The sequence below is a fragment of the Paenibacillus anaericanus genome (assembly GCF_003994475.1).
Classification (GTDB): Bacteria; Bacillota; Bacilli; order Paenibacillales; family Paenibacillaceae; genus Fontibacillus; species Fontibacillus anaericanus.
Map to the genome: position 1 here is coordinate 58,430 of NZ_RZNY01000005.1, position 17,083 is coordinate 75,512.

General features: G+C 44.4%; 16 protein-coding genes. 12 read left to right on the top strand and 4 right to left on the bottom strand.

Going from position 1 to position 17,083, the window contains the following annotated elements; all coding sequences use genetic code 11:
• Positions 1–5 precede the first annotated feature (5 nt).
• Both yycI and EJP82_RS07970 read left to right on the top strand, forming a co-directional pair.
• Positions 6–755, top strand: a complete 750-nt coding sequence (gene yycI, locus EJP82_RS07965; protein ID WP_127191512.1) for a two-component system regulatory protein YycI — start codon at positions 6–8, stop codon at positions 753–755.
• Positions 756–763: 8 nt separating this feature from the next.
• Positions 764–1,570 carry an MBL fold metallo-hydrolase gene (locus tag EJP82_RS07970; RefSeq protein ID WP_127191513.1) on the top strand — a complete coding sequence of 269 codons (807 nt, stop codon included), beginning with the start codon at positions 764–766 and terminating at the stop codon, positions 1,568–1,570.
• Here the strand turns inward: EJP82_RS07970 and EJP82_RS07975 are convergent.
• Positions 1,539–1,748 carry a hypothetical protein gene (locus EJP82_RS07975; RefSeq protein WP_127191514.1) on the bottom strand — a complete coding sequence of 70 codons (210 nt, stop codon included), beginning with the start codon at positions 1,746–1,748 and terminating at the stop codon, positions 1,539–1,541. The genes EJP82_RS07970 and EJP82_RS07975 overlap by 32 nt on opposite strands.
• Positions 1,749–2,642: 894 nt before the next feature.
• Between EJP82_RS07975 and EJP82_RS07980 the strand changes: the two genes are divergently transcribed.
• The 3 genes from EJP82_RS07980 to EJP82_RS07990 all read left to right on the top strand — a co-directional run bounded on the left by EJP82_RS07980 (position 2,643) and on the right by EJP82_RS07990 (position 6,154).
• Positions 2,643–3,893 carry a S1C family serine protease gene (locus EJP82_RS07980; RefSeq protein WP_127191515.1) on the top strand — a complete coding sequence of 417 codons (1,251 nt, stop codon included), beginning with the start codon at positions 2,643–2,645 and terminating at the stop codon, positions 3,891–3,893.
• Between the two features lie 190 nt (positions 3,894–4,083).
• A complete protein-coding gene (locus tag EJP82_RS07985; RefSeq protein WP_127191689.1) occupies positions 4,084–5,763 on the top strand; it encodes a glycerol-3-phosphate dehydrogenase/oxidase in 1,680 nt (559 codons plus the stop codon).
• A 223-nt stretch (positions 5,764–5,986) separates the two neighbouring features.
• The gene (locus EJP82_RS07990) at positions 5,987–6,154 is read left to right on the top strand and encodes a CxxH/CxxC protein (RefSeq protein ID WP_127191516.1); all 168 of its coding nucleotides are present in this window, start codon (positions 5,987–5,989) and stop codon (positions 6,152–6,154) included.
• Between the two features lie 180 nt (positions 6,155–6,334).
• Here EJP82_RS07990 and EJP82_RS07995 read toward each other — a convergent pair whose 3' ends face one another.
• A complete protein-coding gene (locus EJP82_RS07995) occupies positions 6,335–6,937 on the bottom strand; it encodes a TetR/AcrR family transcriptional regulator (protein ID WP_127191517.1) in 603 nt (200 codons plus the stop codon).
• 136 nt (positions 6,938–7,073) lie between these two features.
• Between EJP82_RS07995 and EJP82_RS08000 the strand changes: the two genes are divergently transcribed.
• From EJP82_RS08000 to EJP82_RS08030, 7 genes are all read left to right on the top strand, one after another.
• Entirely contained in the window at positions 7,074–8,336 is a 1,263-nt protein-coding gene (locus EJP82_RS08000) for an MFS transporter (RefSeq protein ID WP_127191518.1), read from the top strand.
• Between the two features lie 106 nt (positions 8,337–8,442).
• Entirely contained in the window at positions 8,443–8,895 is a 453-nt protein-coding gene (locus EJP82_RS08005) for an SRPBCC family protein (protein ID WP_127191519.1), read from the top strand.
• A 239-nt stretch (positions 8,896–9,134) separates the two neighbouring features.
• Positions 9,135–9,614 (top strand): 23S rRNA (pseudouridine(1915)-N(3))-methyltransferase RlmH, encoded by a 480-nt coding sequence (gene rlmH, locus EJP82_RS08010; RefSeq protein WP_127191520.1) that lies wholly within the window; start codon positions 9,135–9,137, stop codon positions 9,612–9,614.
• Between the two features lie 267 nt (positions 9,615–9,881).
• Positions 9,882–10,907 (top strand): iron-siderophore ABC transporter substrate-binding protein, encoded by a 1,026-nt coding sequence (locus EJP82_RS08015; RefSeq protein WP_127191521.1) that lies wholly within the window; start codon positions 9,882–9,884, stop codon positions 10,905–10,907.
• Positions 10,908–10,912: 5 nt separating this feature from the next.
• The gene (locus EJP82_RS08020; protein ID WP_246054013.1) at positions 10,913–11,974 is read left to right on the top strand and encodes a FecCD family ABC transporter permease; all 1,062 of its coding nucleotides are present in this window, start codon (positions 10,913–10,915) and stop codon (positions 11,972–11,974) included.
• A 126-nt stretch (positions 11,975–12,100) separates the two neighbouring features.
• Positions 12,101–13,072: a FecCD family ABC transporter permease gene (locus tag EJP82_RS08025; protein ID WP_127191691.1), complete on the top strand. Its 972-nt coding sequence runs from the start codon at positions 12,101–12,103 to the stop codon at positions 13,070–13,072.
• Between the two features lie 87 nt (positions 13,073–13,159).
• On the top strand, positions 13,160–13,993 hold the full coding sequence (locus tag EJP82_RS08030; protein ID WP_425464330.1) for an ABC transporter ATP-binding protein: 834 nt from the start codon (positions 13,160–13,162) through the stop codon (positions 13,991–13,993).
• Between the two features lie 1,072 nt (positions 13,994–15,065).
• Here EJP82_RS08030 and EJP82_RS08040 read toward each other — a convergent pair.
• A complete protein-coding gene (locus EJP82_RS08040) occupies positions 15,066–15,878 on the bottom strand; it encodes a class II aldolase/adducin family protein (RefSeq protein ID WP_127191523.1) in 813 nt (270 codons plus the stop codon).
• A gap of 3 nt (positions 15,879–15,881) precedes the next feature.
• Positions 15,882–17,081, bottom strand: coding sequence for a NupC/NupG family nucleoside CNT transporter (locus EJP82_RS08045; RefSeq protein WP_127191524.1), 1,200 nt, complete (start codon positions 17,079–17,081; stop codon positions 15,882–15,884).
• Positions 17,082–17,083 lie beyond the last annotated feature (2 nt).

The window sequence follows — 17,083 nt, forward strand, 5'->3', positions numbered from 1 at the left end:
GGGGAATGGATTGGGGTAGAGCGAAGAATGTACTCATATATGCTTTTCTGCTGCTGAATTTAGTACTCGGTTATCAGCTATGGAATGATCTGGAGGAACAAGCGGACTCCAATCTGGACTATACCTCCCTAGAGGGAAGCACGCAGATGATTATGGATGATAAAGGCATTAAGGTGCTGGCCAAGATCCCAAATGAGACACCTGAGCTGCCAAAGATTTCTTATCGTTTCGTAGATGGGAGACAGGGTGGTAAAATAACGGAGTTACCTGAGCCCGTGGATAGTAAGTTGATTTGGACGCCTAAAGAGCTTCAAAATGCACTTAAGAGCAGTCTGCCGGATATTGCTAACTATAGTTACGACGAAGTGGCGGGTAGTGAGGGGATGTTTGTTCTACATCCTCTGGTGGAGGGCCAGTGGCCACTCTTTAATATTGACCTAGTGTTATACTATAGTAATCAGAAGATTATATCTTATATGCGTGAAGATATTGAAATAAGTAGTGTGAGTGATGAGAAAGAACAACGAGTGTTATCTGCCTCTAAAGCACTAGGGAATTTGATTGAAAATTACTTGCCAGAGGGATCCGTAGTAAAAGAGATTCAGCTAGGATACTATGGACAGGTATTCGACTCGGATGCTCATTTGCCGGTGACGCCAGCTTGGCGGTTCATGCTAGAAAGCGGTAAGGAGTATTATGTTCAGGGCATCAGTGGGGACGTTATTAGTCCAAACACAGAGAAGTCAAAGGAGTAATGAAGAGTATGGGATTACGATTTACAGTGTTGTCGAGTGGGTCAACGGGGAATGCGACGATTGTCACCAATGGGGAAACGACGCTGATGATCGATGCAGGTTTTAGTGCGAAGCGAATAGATGAACTTCTGTTGGAACGGGAAGTGACCGGTCATGAGCTGAACGGGATTCTAGTAACTCATGAACATTCCGACCATGTTAAAGGGTTGGGCCCCGTAGCAAGAAAGTATAATCTACCGATCTATGCCAATGAAAAAACATGGCGGGCCATAGACAATTCAGTTGGTAATATCTCAGCTGAGAATCGACGCGTGTTTGGCACAGGGGAAGCGCATGATTTTGGCTCGTTACGGGTAGAATCTTTTGCGATCTCGCATGATGCCGCCGAGCCTGTTGGATATTCGTTCTATGATGAAAAGTACAAGTTAAGCGTCTGTACAGACCTTGGTTATGCCAGCGACAAAGTAAAACTAGCGATTGCCGACTCCGATGTACTTGTACTAGAAGCCAATCATGATATTGAAATGCTACGTATGGGTCGTTATCCATGGAACATTAAGCGCCGTATTCTCGGCGATATGGGCCATTTATCTAACGAAGCAACGGGTGAGTTGATGAGTGAGCTGCTTAATGGCCGTTTAAAACGGACATACCTTGCGCATCTAAGCCGGGAGCACAATATACCAGATCTTGCTATGATGTCTGTGCGCGGGGCCATGGAAGACCGGGGATGCTTCTTCCGGGATAGCGAGTTTGAGCTGCGTGATACATTTTACGACCGGCCTACACCGTGGGATACGGTGGGGGAGCCATAAACTGATCTAATTCTAGCGCCTTCTTATCGATCTCCTCACGAGTAAGGATGCCCTTCTCTATGAGCAGCTCGATTAAAGTACTGAGTGTCAGCAGATGATGATAGTGATCCTCCTTCAGATCGGCAAGCTTAGCAATAACATTGATCTCATTCATTGACGTTGAGAAATAGGAATCCATGGGTAAACCTCCTGAAATTTTTGTGTGAGCATAAGCTCCATAGGGTAGCATCAAGTAAAACTAGCTTCGAAAGCGTAGGCATAGTTTTGTGTGAAGAGACTTCATTGATTAGACACCGAGCAAAACTAGCATGGAAACAGGTTACCAAAGTAGGTTCGAAAACCATAATCAGTGCTTGACCTATGGGTTAGTAACACGCATTATGTCTGAGCCGCCGATCGATTTAAGGGGAAATTATCCAGTTAAGTTGTTCCGAGAAATCGCCATTCATCTTTTAACTGGAATAACTCCAGTTAATTCAACTGAGTTCTATCGCTATTGCTTCAAAACGTCAAATCAGCGGGAGAAATTCCAGTTAAGTTACCTAGCGGAGGTATTTGAGTCACATTAGCTGGAGAAATTACTGTTATTCATTCTCACCTCGTTGAGCGAACTTCCAGTTGCTAATTGGATTGTGAGCAACTCTTTTTGTGGAATGTGGAATAGAGTGATTTGATCTGAATATTAACCAGATCTTTGCATATGCGCCTGACGCAAAGGGTGATTCCTGCGCATCGGGCTCTTTGTCATGTTCTCCCGAAATTTATCCTATTGGAAAATGTTTCAGAGCACTTTATTGTGGTAAAATAAATCTATCAATCTAGCACGACTTACTATTAGTGTAGTCCGTGATAGAGCAAAACATTCCTAAGTCATAAAAAAAATTAAAAAGCACCTCCGAAACGGCAACTTAATGACAGTTCATGGCGTTAAAGAAGTGAAGGAAACTGTGGGAATATGGGGTTGCTATCCCCGCATAAAGTTGAAAGTAACCCTTACTTTAGGGAGCAAATAGATAATATTTAGATCATGGGATGATATACCCGGGTAGAGTCATGGAGGGGGAGAGTTCGGATGGGACTGTTTGAAGACGATTTTTATTCTACAAAGATAACGAAACGTAGCGTCCGTACGGCAAAAGATAGTGGCTGGGGATTGCGAAGAAGCAAGCAGCGAACGGGATTATCCACGCTCCAGATTTCACTGATCTCCTCCGTCTTAAGTGTGATTGTTACTGTATTACTTATTAGCTTCATTTCAGGAAACCCCTTCTCTACCCGAGGTGGATCATCTGCGAGTGCAGGCGCGGGAGATCCTTATGATCGAATTAGTCAGGCGGCTTCAAAGGTTGGACCTACTGTAGTAAGTATTCTAAATCATAGTGAACTTTCGGGCGGCGATCCTGATTTGGCTGCGCTGGGTTCTGGGGTTATTTTTAAGAAACAAGATGGCAAGGCCTATATCATTACAAATGCGCATGTGATCGCTGATGCTGAGGATCTGGAAGTTGTAACTAGCGAAGGTGAATCTAAGAAAGCAAAGGTAACAGGCCAGGATCAGATGAATGATATTGCGGTCCTGGAGATTGATGACAAAGGTATAGATACGGTCATTAATCTGGGAGATTCTAAGAAACTTAGACTCGGTGAGACGGTCATTGCCATTGGCAATCCACTCGGACTTGGCGGGACGCTTACTTCAGGGATTGTCAGTTATCCGAGCCGGGTCATTCCGGTGTCTCTTAATCAAGATGGTGTGTATGATTGGGAGCAGGAAGTGATCCAGACCGATGCAGCGATCAACGAAGGAAATAGTGGCGGTGCGCTGGTTGATTTGAATGGAGAATTGATCGGAATTAATACGATGAAGATTTCCGACATGGGTGTGGAAGGACTCGGATTCGCAATACCTGTGAATGAAGTGATGAAGACGGTCGATGATTTAATGTTACACGGCAAAGTGGTGCGCCCATACCTAGGTGTATACACATTGGATCTCGATAATCCATATTCGCAATTAACCGATGAACAACGCAAGGAAATTAAGCTACCGAATGATGTCAATGATGGAGTAATCGTACTTGAGGCATATGGTCCGGCGAAGGAAGCAGGATTCAAGCTGAACGATATTATTACGCAACTTGACGAGCAGCCGATTGAATCCACGCGGGAACTGCGTAAATACTTATATGAGAGCAAGAAGATCGGCGACACGCTGAAAGTAAGCTATTATCGTAATGGCGAACTACTGACTGCAACGTTGAAGCTTACAGATAAGCCCTCGCAGGCTGAAATTGAAGATGAGCTCAATACAGAAGAGGAGTAGATCGGGACAACAAGAGCCCTTTCGAACCTTCCATGCCTTTACTAAGGCAATAGCAATAATGAATTCGACTGATATAGAATGAATGACACTTGGAGATCCCCTTACATTATGGCCGTTTGAATAGACGCCCTACAGTGTAGCGGGGATCTTTTATTATTGTGGAAGAAGCGGGAGGTTGGTATTGGTGATGATGGATTGTCTATTTGCCAGTAAAGGAAGAGAGAATAGGCTTCAGCAGATGGCGTCCATGCCTCTTGATCTATTAGTGATTGGTGGGGGAATTACGGGATCGGGTATTGCCTTGGATGCAGCTGCGCGTGGAATGAAGGTTGGCTTGGTTGATATGCAGGATTTCGCAGCAGGGACCTCCAGTCGATCAACTAAGCTGGTACATGGTGGCCTAAGGTACTTGAAACAACTAGAAATACGACTGGTGGCCGAAGTGGGTAAAGAACGAGCCATCGTGTATGAGAATGGACCTCATGTAACGACTCCAGAACGGATGCTGCTCCCCTTCTATAAAGGAGGGACATTTGGTAGTCTCAGTACTTCTCTGGGCCTTCGGGTGTATGATTTCTTGGCAGGTGTCAAAAAATTAGAACGTCGGAGGATGCTCTCAGCAACAGAGACACTAGGAAGAGAGCCCTTGCTAAATGCATCTAACCTGCTAGGTGGCGGTTCTTATGTAGAGTACCGCACGGATGACGCAAGGCTGACGATTGAAGTATTAAAGGAGGCTGTGCAGAGGGGAGCGCAGGCTGTGAATTATACAAAGGTAAATCAATTTATTTATGATAATGGCAAAATGATCGGTGCGTCTTTAACGGATGTACTTAGTGGGAGCACTTACGTGGTCTTGGCGCGGAAAATAGTCAATGCCGCAGGTCCTTGGGTCGATACACTACGCGAATTCGATGATTCAAAGCAGGGTAAGAGGCTCCAACTGACGAAAGGGATCCATTTGGTGATGGATCGCAGCCGTTTTCCCCTACGGCAGGCGATTTATTTCGATACCTCCGATGGCAGAATGATGTTCGCTATTCCACGAGACGGCAAGGCTTATATCGGCACAACGGATACGGAGTACACAGGAGATATTGCTCATCCTCAAGTGAATGCCGCTGACCAGCAGTATATATTGGATGCTCTTCGTGATATGTTCCCTGAGATTGACTTGACTGCCGATGATGTGGAGTCGAGTTGGGCAGGCGTTCGCCCCCTGATCTATGAGGAAGGAAAAGGCCCCTCAGAAATCTCCCGTAAGGATGAAATTTGGCAGTCGGCCTCGGGGCTTATTTCGATGGCAGGTGGTAAATTAACAGGCTATCGAAAAATGGCTGAAACGGTAGTTGATCGGATTGCGGTACAGTTGGAGGAAGAAGGTGTGGGTTCTTTCCTGGCCTGTGCGACAAAGGGTGTTCCAATATCGGGTGGACGAGTTGGTGGATCGGATTCTTTTAATGATTATGTGCTGAGGAAGGCTGATGAAGGCGAGAAGCGGGGAGTTTCCTGGGAATTGGCAGAGATATGGGCCCGTAAATACGGTTCTAATGTTGGTCGATTATATGAGTGGTTCGATGTACATACTACACAGGCGGATGTTGCCTCTAATTGTGGGTTGCCGCCCGAAGTAGGTGTTCCTCTTCTGTATGCGATGAATGAGGAGATGGCGGCAACACCGGTGGATTTTTTTATACGACGTACGGGGGCGCTTCTGTTCAATATTTCTTGGGTTAGAACGTGGAAGACACCGGTAGTGGAATATATGGCACAGTATTTGGATTGGACACCTGAAGCCAAGGGCCGGTATGCAGAGGAATTGGATTTGGCGCTGCATGAGGCTGTTGTTCCAGTTAAGGTGGATGAGTAGAGGGAAACGCCGCACGAGGATGGATGGCAATAAGAAAAGGAATCGGCTAAGCTAAATCTATTACATTCGAGCAAAAACCTTTGGTGGAGATGAATTTGGTGGGAATAACGTGAGCAAAGCGGTTCCTTTTTCGCTGGGAGTGTGGTAGAACAGATAAGTGGGAACAACTAGAGATAGGAAGTCACACTACAGAGAGACCGTAGAGAGAGGATGCTACTAGCTTATGTTTATCGTATGTAAAGATCATGTGGAATTAGCCATTGATATGTTTGTAGACGAATTCGAGGATGCTCCGGATATTGTGAAATTGGAAGACACGAAGTTTGCGAACTGGGAGCCGCCTGTGACTTGTCAGGAATGTCAGGAGAAGGCTGAGTTTTTGGTTGTTTGAGGTAGTGAGTATGGGGACTAAGTAAATTGTTAATTGAAATAGCCCAATAAGAGTAACAACTAAATATTAAAATTTAAAAAGGCAACTTCGGATTGAGGGTTATGACGGAGTTAGCCTTTTTTGTGTTTAATAGAGAAACGTTGTTTGTCCTAAAACTATAATTCTCCTTCATGGTGAGCATTACCCGAGTTCGCTTAGGCACACCATTTTTAAATAATTAGCAAAGCTCTTGATATTCATCCGTATATGTCGATTATTGCCTTCGAGTTTGCTCATCATGATGCCACCCTCCATGATGGAAAGGGCGAAGGTAGCTAGAGCATCGATATCGAGGTCTGACTTAAATTCACCGCTTTGTATACCTTCGGATATAATTAATTTGATGGATTCTAGCGTACCGGTTAGGGCTTGCTGAGCTCTTTCGCGTAAACCGGGATGACAATCATCGCTTTCAATAGCCGTGTTGAGGAGCGGGCATCCACCGATGAAGGGCGGCGCTTCAACCACGTTCTCGTACACATGTAAATAAGATAATAGCTTACCAGATGCCGTTTCTTGCTGATTAATTGCCTGGGCAAGCTGGGCTCCGACAACACTACCCGCATAGTTAAAGGCTTCATAAGCAATCTCATCTTTATTGGAAAAGTGTCGGTAGATGCCGCCTTTTTTGATGCCTGTCAACTCTGTTATCTCAGACAAGGATGAGCCCGAATAACCCTTCTGGTTAAAGAGTTCAGCGGCTTTAGCTATGATGTATTTACGGGTTTTTTCACCTTTTTCCATCGTCATCCTCCGAATTTAATTGTATTTGTACATGTAGTATATCAAATGAATTTGCGCTCTTGCAAAAGAACTGTTCTATGCTATTATAAAAGATACCGATCGGTATCTTTTATAAACGGCGAAGGTGGAACGAACAATGGCCATGACATGGTTCAAGGAATCTAGGTATGCTTGGATTGGATTAGGATCGCTCTGGATTATTGGAGTTATTGGTGGATTGACTCGATTCAGCATGGCTTTTTTTCAGGTGCAAATATCTGAGGATTTACAGATTAGCCGGGGATTCATTTCGATGGCGTGGTCAACCAATTTATTAATTACAGCCTTATGTGCACCTTTGGGGGGCTGGCTCGTGGATCGTTATGGTCCTAAGAGGGTACTGTTGTTAAGTGCAGCCATGAGTACATTGGGAACTGGCGTTGTTATGTTAGGACATCATCCTATTGTTTTTTTTATTGGATATGGTGTTATCTGTGGTTTGGCTGGTATTGGGACGACGACGAATTATATGCTGCTGTTTCAATGGTTTCGTCATCATCGGGCTAAAGCAATGGCACTACTAGGGAGCGCCTCTTCTGTAGGATTAGCGGTTATTACGCCAATCTTCGTATCGGTGGGCTGGTTGACTTGGAATGATGCCTTTAAGGCTTCTTTTGCTCTAGGTGTTCTTGTGACATTGCCTATAATCTGGCTGGGAATTAAGGGACCCCAACAAGAAAATATGAAGAAAGCCCGAGTGGATAGTTCAATAGAAGTCGAAGGGGATGCTACACCAATAGGAGGTATTTCATCACCAAAGAAATTTGTTCATCTTTCTATCTTTATCGTCGTCGCTATTGCGTTGTTTACCTGCGGTCTCAACATGGGGACTGTCGAGATGAATTTGGTAGCCATACATCAATTGGCAGATGTATCACCAAACATGATCGCACTATCTATGAGTATACTTGGCATTATGGAAATCACGGGGACGCTCGCTTTTGGCTATTTCCTGGACCGATACAATAAATTAATCATGATGTCCATTTTATATGGCATACGGATTATTGGTTTTGCCTTTCTCTTTATGCACTTAGGAGTTTCACCTATTCTTTTTGCTATAGCGTTCGGGATTACCTACTTAAGTGCAGTACCGGGGGGTCTCCTTATTATCAATGAGTTTGCAAATGGTAAAGGGAAACAAACCGGTTTTCTACTTCTCTTCCATCAGGGAGGCGGTGCATTGGGCGCATTGATAGGAGGGATATTCTTCGATTATTTTCAAAATTATCAGAGCTTGATCATTGTTGACGTTATCATCTGTATCTTCGCAACGCTGGGGTATTTCGTCTTATTCACGACCCAGAGAAGGAGTCTTCGAATTCAACACAACAAGGCTACTGTAAGCAAGGTACTTTGACTTAGATAAGGGATAGGAAGCGTGAATTTGAAATAACGTTCTATTCTATATTTTTTCGTCAATCATATAGAATAGATTAATGTGATTTCGAAAAGGGGTAAATATATTGAAGCAATGGTCAAGAGAAATTGAGATAAACGCTCCAATTGAGCATGTATGGTCATATTTAGATGGTTCGATAGAACAGATGCAGAAGATTATGCCTCAAGTGGTGGAGAATAAACCAGTCAAAATTACTGAAGAGGTCGTAGGCAGTATATACCGTCAAAAGTATAAAGAGGGCAAACGCATCGAGGAATACGATGTACATACTCTAGAGTATTCCAATAATCTGAACGATAAGAAATTGAAGATTGGATTTACGTTGGCAAATGCCTTTGAGATTACTGCGTTATATGAATTGCATAGAATAAATGATCAGACAACAAAGCTTAGATACACAGCAACAAATAAAGCATTGAAGTGGTATGTAAAGATTTTTATGATATTTGCGAATGAGAAGGTCGTTGTTAAATTTTTGGAGAAGGTTAAAAAGGTCGCTGAATCAGAGACTCAATAAGATCGTGGGAGTGCATTAACCATCCTGCATTTAAAAGATAGTTCAAGTGAGTAAGCAAAGCCAAAAACGAGGGTTATTCCAAAGGCTATGATGCCAAAGGGGTAGCTCTTTTTTTGCGGATGGATTGCAATGTGAAGTGCGACAGATGACTTATTCGCATTCGTGATATAATAAGCCGGAAAATAACTTAGAAGTGAAGACGCCATATATGGGCGTATTTATATATTTAGGAGGCAGTTATGTTTATTCAAATTATTGCGGTGGGTAAATTGAAGGAGAAGTATTTAGTTCAGGGCATAGCTGAGTATGCGAAACGGCTGACGCCTTATATTAAGTTTCAAGTCGTGGAGGTGCCTGACGAGAAAGCACCGGAGACGATGAGTGAGGCGGAGGTACTGGCTGTGAAGGCACGCGAGGGCGAACGCATCCTCGCGCATGTGAAGAGCGAGGCGCATGTTATTGCGCTCGCGATTGACGGCAAGCTCTGGAGCTCGGAAGAGCTTGCCGCAGAGCTGGACAAGCTCGGCACCTACGGGACGAGCCATGTCGTGTTCATTATCGGCGGGAGCCACGGGCTCGCCGATGAAGTCATGCGCCGCGCGCAGCAGCGCATGAGCTTCGGGCGCATGACGCTGCCCCATCAGCTCATGCGGCTGGTATTGACGGAGCAGGTATACCGTGCGGTGAAGATTAATCGGGGTGAACCTTATCATAAATGAAAGCATGATAAGGCGATGGAAATGATAGAGCAAATCAATTATTCTACACAAGATAAGAGACTAGCCAACAAGGCTTGTCTCTTATCTTTTTTTCCTTTAGACCAACATATTCGGCTTTTGGATCTGGCAGTATCAGGCGAGCGGGCTATCTTCTTCGTGTGCCAGCCTACGCGTATAGTCCCGATTTGCAGGCGAGCTTTGACAACAGCTCATATATTTATTAGAATGAGTGATAATGATTATCATTTATGGGAAGAGGAAACTAACATGATTAGAAGTATTAAAATGCCGAAGTTATTCGGAAGTATAGCGCTCTTTGCAGCATTAGCAATTGGAATAATAGGTTGTTCGTCGAATTCAACTGAAGGGAATGGTCAAGAATCCGGGACGCCAACTTCCCCTCCAGCCGTTTCCAACGATTATAACGTCACCATAGATACTAAATTTGGACAAGTAAATATTACGGAGCAGCCTAAGCGAATTGTCGCACTCGGTTGGGGTGATGCCGAGACAGCGCTAAGTCTTGGAGTGGAGCCGATCGGCGCAAGCGACTGGCTAGCTTTTGGCGGAGATGGAGTAGGTCCATGGCTAACAGGCGCCTATAAAACATCGCCGACCATTCTAGGAACGATGGAACTCGATTATGAGCAAATTGCGGCGCTTAAACCGGATCTCATTCTAGACGTGAAGTCTTCAGGGGACGAGACGCGCTACAAACGTCTTTCGGAAATTGCTACGACGATCGGTGTTCCCGCAAGCGGAGATAGTTATATGACTTCCGCCGAGGATCAAGTTCGAATGATCGCTAAAGCACTGGGTAAAGAACAGGAAGGTGAAGCGCTGCTGAAAGAGGTAGATACTGCCTTCGAAAAGGCGGCCAAAGAAAATCCTGAATTCGCAGATAAAACCATTGTTGTAGCTGCTTACTCTTCTGAAGGTTTCGGCGCATACGTAAAGGGTGACGCTCGTATCGATTTTATGACTCGACTTGGATTCAAGACGAAGGATGCGGTAGAACAACTGGCTGAGGGCAATTTCTACATTAATGTGTCCGATGAGCAATTGGAGCTTTTGGATGCCGATATAACGGTTGTTATGCCGATATGGGTAGATCCAAGCGAAGTGACAAACAACAAGCTGTACCAGAAAATCCCTTCTGTCGCTGATGGTAGATCGATTATTCTTGATGCCGATACTTCCAATGCATTCTCGACGGGAACAATTCCTTCCTTGTTATGGACAATCGATAACTTGACACCGAAGATTAAAGCACTGGCAGTTGCTGGGGAGTGAACACGGTGGCACCGGTAAAGCAGCCAAAGGATGAAGTAGTACAAACAAAAGCAAAGACCATTAATTTCCTGCGGATGCAACGGATTATAGGCTTCATCGTCGCGCTATTATTATTGGCGACTGTAATGCTCTTAAGCCTAATGATCGGGGCCAAACCGCTTTCCTTAAAAGTCGTTTGGGAGGCGCTGTTCTTGAACGCCGATAGTTATGATCATACGATTATTCTGGACTCCCGTTTGCCGCGTACACTAATTGCGCTCGCAGTTGGACCGGCATTCGGACTATCGGGAGCATTAATTCAGGCTTTGACGCGAAATCCATTGGCTGACCCTGGCATTCTTGGAGTGAGTGCTGGGGCAGCCTTTGCTGTTGCATTGGGCGTCGGAGTATTTTCGATAAGCACCATATCTGGCTACACATGGTTAGCCCTTGCCGGCGCATTGATTGCGACGATAATTGTGTATATCATTAGTGGAGGCGCCGGCAGAAAATCGCCGACGCCTGTACAAATTACACTTGCGGGAGTAGCACTCGGAGCGGCATTGAGTGGGATAACGACAGCACTTACAATGATGAATAGTGAGGCTTTCACGCGCATGCTGCACTGGACCGTTGGTACATTGGAGAGAAGAAGCCTGGAGGATCTCGGGTTCGTCGTGCCTCTTCTCATCATTGGCGTGCTATTAGCTTTAGCTATAGCCCCGGCGTTAAATGCCATCGCATTTGGTGAAGACCGCGCTACATCTTTAGGGGTAAACGTGGCCATGATCCGTGGGATAGGTCTGATCGCGATCTCGCTTCTAGCGGGAGGCGCAACCGCGATAGCAGGCCCGATTGGTTTCATTGGACTAATGGTTCCCCACTGTGTACGATGGTTCGTTGGTCCAAGCCAGCCTTGGATTTTTCTATATTCTTTGGTAGTTGCCCCTGTGCTGCTTATACTTGCTGATATTATTGGAAGGGTTGTTATATCCCCTTCGGAAGTCCCGGTTGGAATCATTATGGGATTTGTTGGTGCGCCTATCTTACTTATTCTTGTTCGAAGACGTACAGCGAATAGGTTATAATGTGTAAGACCGTTCGAGGAACTTGTTTGTTTGTAAGAAGGAGTGATTTGTATATCTCCCATTAATTTTGGCAGGCGCTATATAATACTTAAAGGGCCTTGGAAGTTGCGTATCGATGTGAGAAGTATGTTGGTTACGGCCATTCTCCTTGGAGCGACCCTTGCCATTGCGCTATTTGGATTAATGGTAGGGACGCTGCAATTAAGCGTGCATGATGTGTTTGCCGCTTTGAGCGGCGAAGCGACAAAGATGACAAGAACGGTCGTAGTCGAATGGCGTTTGCCTCGTGTATTGGCGGCAATTATATTCGGTGCGGGATTAGGTGTAAGTGGAGCGATTTTTCAATCCTTGACACGCAATCCCTTAGGCTCACCTGACATTATAGGCTTTACTTCAGGCTCGTATACCGGTGCACTTATCGTAATTATCGTTTCTAAATCGACTTCATTTGTTGGTATCGCGGCAGGCGCTTTGATCGGAGGAATTACGACCGCGATCCTCATCTATATACTTGCGTTTCGCAAAGGCACGCAGGGTTTTCGTCTTATTATTGTCGGCATAGCGATATCGACAATCTTGAACAGCTTGAACTCGGTGCTACTTCTAAAAAGCAAAGCAGAGGTTGCCTTCACTGCAGCGGCGTGGGGTGTCGGATCGTTAAACGGGATTAGTTGGGCCCAAGCACTTCCTGGAATGCTAACTGTTGTTCTTCTACTGATGTGCGCTGCGGTGATGAGTAGACCTTTAAGAGAGATGGAGCTCGGCGAGGACGCGGCTAAGTCCCACGGCATCCGAATGGAACGATCCCAACTCGCGTTGATTCTTGTAGCGGTTGTGTTGACAGCGGCCCCAACGGCAGTCATGGGACCCGTTAGCTTTGTTGCTCTGGCAGCTCCGCAAATTGCTTTAAGGTTTACCAAATCAGCGCAGAGTCTAGCGCCAGTAGCGGCGATGGGCGCCTTCTTATTGCTTGGGGCCGACATTGTGGCGCAGAGAATCATTACGGGAATGATTCTACCCGTTGGCGTAGTAACACTATCTCTAGGTGGAATTTACCTCGTGTGGGTGCTGTTTCGGCAGGCGCGGTCGGCATCGTAACTGGAAATAAGAAGCCGAGTACATTTCTCGTCGGTGCCCTTGTGCATTGCGATATGCTGATGGAAAGAAGTTGAAATGGATATGAAGATGACAACGACAGACTTCCAAAGCGAAAAAATTTCCCAATCGGGATCTAGGCTTTGGACTGAAGATATCACCATTAAATACGATGATCGGGTTATATCCCAAAACCTGTCCGTTAAGATACCGGGTGGATCGTTTACGGTGATCGTTGGACCTAATGCGTGCGGAAAATCAACCCTTCTCCGTACGCTTTCTAAATTGATCAAACCGTCCGCAGGGCAAGTTTTATTAGACGGGAAGGCAATAACGACCTATAAGTCCAAGGAAGTCGCTCGCATACTCGGTTTGTTGCCGCAATCTTCGACGGCTCCGGATGGCATTACAGTGGCGAATCTGGTTGCGCATGGTCGCTACCCCCACCAGAGTTTCATTAAACAATGGACCGAAGAAGATGAAACTGCGGTGCTATCCGCAATGCAGCTTACTTATACGAGTGAGCTTTCGCATCGTTTTGTCGACGAGCTTTCGGGGGGGCAAAGACAAAGAGTCTGGGTCGCAATGGTGCTCGCGCAACAGACGCCGTTGTTGCTTCTAGATGAGCCTACGACCTACCTGGACATCGCTCATCAAATTGAACTACTAGAGTTATTTAGTGATCTTAACCAACAAGGGCGTACAATCATTGCGGTATTGCATGATTTAAATCATGCCGCAAGATATGCCAATCACATAATCGCCATGAAAAATGGTCAAATCATTGCGCAAGGAGATCCTCACGAGATCGTTACGGAGCAACTGGTAGAAGAAGTGTTCGGTTTGAAGTGCAAAATAATTGATGATCCGATCTCACATACACCTCTTGTCATTCCTTTGGGCAGGGATCGTTCGAACCAATGACCTGCGGGAATAGTGAAATTGAACTCTTAAATAGCCACTTGCCAGCCGGTTTGTTGCGGTGGGGAAAAGAGGAGAACGGGTAGAATAGCTTTACTTGAATTCGGCAGGTACTGGTCAAACGGTATCTGCTGTTTTGTATGCATTTATGGTAGGAATAAGTGGCGGGTAGTCACTCAGTCTGCTCGTGAATGTTCTCCAGAGTGAACTGGCGACTTCTGACTCCCCAGGTCTAGGTGAAGTTGTTGGTGGAGTTATGGGTGATGATTCACCATCGGGAGCTAATAATGCGTGGGCATTAACTTCTGGAAAACTCTCAGCAGATGCAGTTGCTAATACACTTAAATAGACTAATAAGTTTTAAAGTAAAAATTCAGTATTGTTTTGTATTGGGATGATAATCCAAGTTGCAAATACACCCAAAATAACTTATAAGTAATGGGGTACTATTAAGTTTGAATTCGGATATTTTGAAAGAAAGTGTAACAAATGTGGCAACTGACCGGGTAGGAATTAGATAAAGCGGGGTATTGATGTTATGGATATGAGACTAATTAAAAAAGTGAAAATCATAAACTGCATCGTATTTTTCACTGTCTGGTTTGTCATTTTTTATTCTCAAGCGGTTAAGCCCCTTCACCCCGGTTTCTATTGGATGATTTCTTTAGTGATACTTTTAACTTTTCTCCTGTACATTTATATGGATGAATTTATATCCAAAATGGTAAATAAGCAAAGAGGATTATTTTTGCTAAACTTGCTTTATTTTATCTTAGCGGGATTTTCTGTAACGTTTCAGATATAGTTCATAACGGATTTAATCAAGTAAAGCTAACGGACATTATGACTAAAATAGGGTACAGGAATATTCAATCCAAAACTTTTTATGATGGAAGTAAAATATTCATGGGAAATGATGCATCAATGTTTATTCTTGATGCCCAAAAATGAAGAAGAATTTGATGATCGATTAAACAATTTGATTGCACAACGAAGGGGCTATTCCTAAGTCTAAGGAATAGCCCCTTCATGCTGTACTACTTAAGGCATGTATGCAGTTTCTATTATTTCAGTCTTACCACAATTTTTTGAGTACCTCTTCCGTTACTTGAGCAACAATGGATTGGATCAGCTTTTGATCCACTTGTACAGAAGAGGAATCATGAGGCTCATGGTTCGCCCCCAGTTTCAAAGCTTCTTCACGGGAGATCAGATGACCACCGGTCTTAATCCCCATGTTCTCTCGAATCTGGATTAGCTCTGCTAAGCGCTCTGCACTTAGCTCTTCCAATTGATCTGTGAGCTTCTTCGTATGAAGAAGTGTCAGGGAGTAGTGCTCAAGCGATTCCATACGATAGTAGGCTTCAATAATATCTCTTCCCCAAGTCAGTGCGCCATGATTAGCGAGCAATACCGCGTTGTAATCCCTACAGTAAGGAGCGATGGAATCTGGCACCTCTTGTGTGCCTGGCGCTGCATATAGAGAAACGGGTACTTTACCCAGCAAGATAACACCCTCTGGAGAGTAAGCATGATCCAGTGGAATACCAGCCATCGCATAAGCTGTAGCCGCTTGAGGATGCGCATGAACAACGGCTGTTATTTCTTCATTTTCCAGATATACTCGTAAATGCATCTTTAACTCAGAGGAAGGCTTTCGCGTTCCTTCTAGTACTTTGCCTGTAAGATCCACTTTAACTAGCATATCTGGTGTCATAAAACCTTTACTCACACCTGTTGGTGTTGCCCATACTTCATTTAGCCCTACTTTGATGGAGATATTACCATCATTCGCTGCAACAAAATTTTTGTTATATACTCGTCTTCCAATTTCACAGATCATTTCTTTAGCTTCATCATCATTTAAATAGGTTATGTTATCCACCATAACTTACCACACAAATAGTCCGACAAAAGCAGCACTTAGTAGGGACACTAATGTTCCTGAAAGGATCATCAACCATACCCCTCTGGACAAGTTATCTGCTTTTTCCTTACTCACAATACCGTTGAAACAGCCTAGAATCATTCCTACTGTAGAGAAGTTCGCAAAGGATACAAGGAAGGTAGTTAGGACCGCCTTCATATGTGGACTAAATGTATCCATAATCGGCATAATATCGATCATTACGACGAACTCATTGGTTACCAATTTGGTACCCATGTACTGTGCAGTTTGGAATGCTTCACCGAACGAGAGACCGAGAAGTAAAGAAAAAGGTGTCATAATCACACCTAGAATACTGCTGAGTGTAAGCCAAGGCGCAATGAGCATTAGAACCTTATCAATAAGTGTCGCTAAGGATACGAATGCAATAATCATCGCTGTGATGATCAGAATCAACTTACCTGCACCAAGGATAGAATCGCCCAAGAATGAGAAGAAAGGAGGCTTATCTTCTTTTTTCATTTCAAAGATAACATCTTCTTCCTTTGATATGGAGACCGGATTCAGGATACTTGTCACAATTATCGCGTTGATAATATTAAGTGGTATAGCAGTTAGAACATATTCTGCTGGAATCATTTGTGTATAGGCACCGATCATCGCTGCGGATACACAACTCATGGACATAAGCGAAACCGTGAATAGGCGCTGCTGGCTCATAGCCTTTAATTGTCCACCGGATACAGCTAATGCCTCTGTGTTACCAAGGAACATCATTTCAATAGCATAGAAGGATTCAAACTTGGGTTGACCTGTAAGTTTAGACAGTGCCCAGCCCAAGAATTTAATGATTTTGGGGAGGATCCCAAAATAAGTTAAGATATCAAATAACGGTACAACTAGTAGGATCGGCATTAAAGCACTGAATACAACGTCCATATTTTCAACATGAACCATACTTGCAAATGCAAATCCTATACCAGAAAATGCGGTATCAATTAACCAATTGAAGGCATCGGCAACTTGTCCAACGAACCAGCGGCCACCTGAGAATGCAGTTAACAGCCAAACCAAGAATAGGTTAAAGATAACCAGTATACTAATGGCTTTCCAATTTACATTTTTCTTATCTTTGGAGAAAAGAAACGCAATTCCGATAAAGACTAAAATACCGATGACGTTGATGAGTAGAAAGAAGTTCATAT

Bases quoted from the DNA above. Each gene is read 5' to 3' on its own strand.
- yycI (WP_127191512.1), top strand. From the start codon at position 6: ATGGATTGGGGTAGAGCGAAGAATGTACTCATATATGCTTTTCTGCTG.
- EJP82_RS07970 (WP_127191513.1), top strand. From the start codon at position 764: ATGGGATTACGATTTACAGTGTTGTCGAGTGGGTCAACGGGGAATGCG.
- EJP82_RS07975 (WP_127191514.1), bottom strand. From the start codon at position 1,748: ATGGATTCCTATTTCTCAACGTCAATGAATGAGATCAATGTTATTGCT.
- EJP82_RS07980 (WP_127191515.1), top strand. From the start codon at position 2,643: ATGGGACTGTTTGAAGACGATTTTTATTCTACAAAGATAACGAAACGT.
- EJP82_RS07985 (WP_127191689.1), top strand. From the start codon at position 4,084: ATGGATTGTCTATTTGCCAGTAAAGGAAGAGAGAATAGGCTTCAGCAG.
- EJP82_RS07990 (WP_127191516.1), top strand. From the start codon at position 5,987: ATGTTTATCGTATGTAAAGATCATGTGGAATTAGCCATTGATATGTTT.
- EJP82_RS07995 (WP_127191517.1), bottom strand. From the start codon at position 6,937: ATGGAAAAAGGTGAAAAAACCCGTAAATACATCATAGCTAAAGCCGCT.
- EJP82_RS08000 (WP_127191518.1), top strand. From the start codon at position 7,074: ATGGCCATGACATGGTTCAAGGAATCTAGGTATGCTTGGATTGGATTA.
- rlmH (WP_127191520.1), top strand. From the start codon at position 9,135: ATGTTTATTCAAATTATTGCGGTGGGTAAATTGAAGGAGAAGTATTTA.
- EJP82_RS08015 (WP_127191521.1), top strand. From the start codon at position 9,882: ATGATTAGAAGTATTAAAATGCCGAAGTTATTCGGAAGTATAGCGCTC.
- EJP82_RS08025 (WP_127191691.1), top strand. From the start codon at position 12,101: ATGTTGGTTACGGCCATTCTCCTTGGAGCGACCCTTGCCATTGCGCTA.
- EJP82_RS08030 (WP_425464330.1), top strand. From the start codon at position 13,160: ATGACAACGACAGACTTCCAAAGCGAAAAAATTTCCCAATCGGGATCT.
- EJP82_RS08040 (WP_127191523.1), bottom strand. From the start codon at position 15,878: ATGGTGGATAACATAACCTATTTAAATGATGATGAAGCTAAAGAAATG.
- EJP82_RS08045 (WP_127191524.1), bottom strand. From the start codon at position 17,081: ATGAACTTCTTTCTACTCATCAACGTCATCGGTATTTTAGTCTTTATC.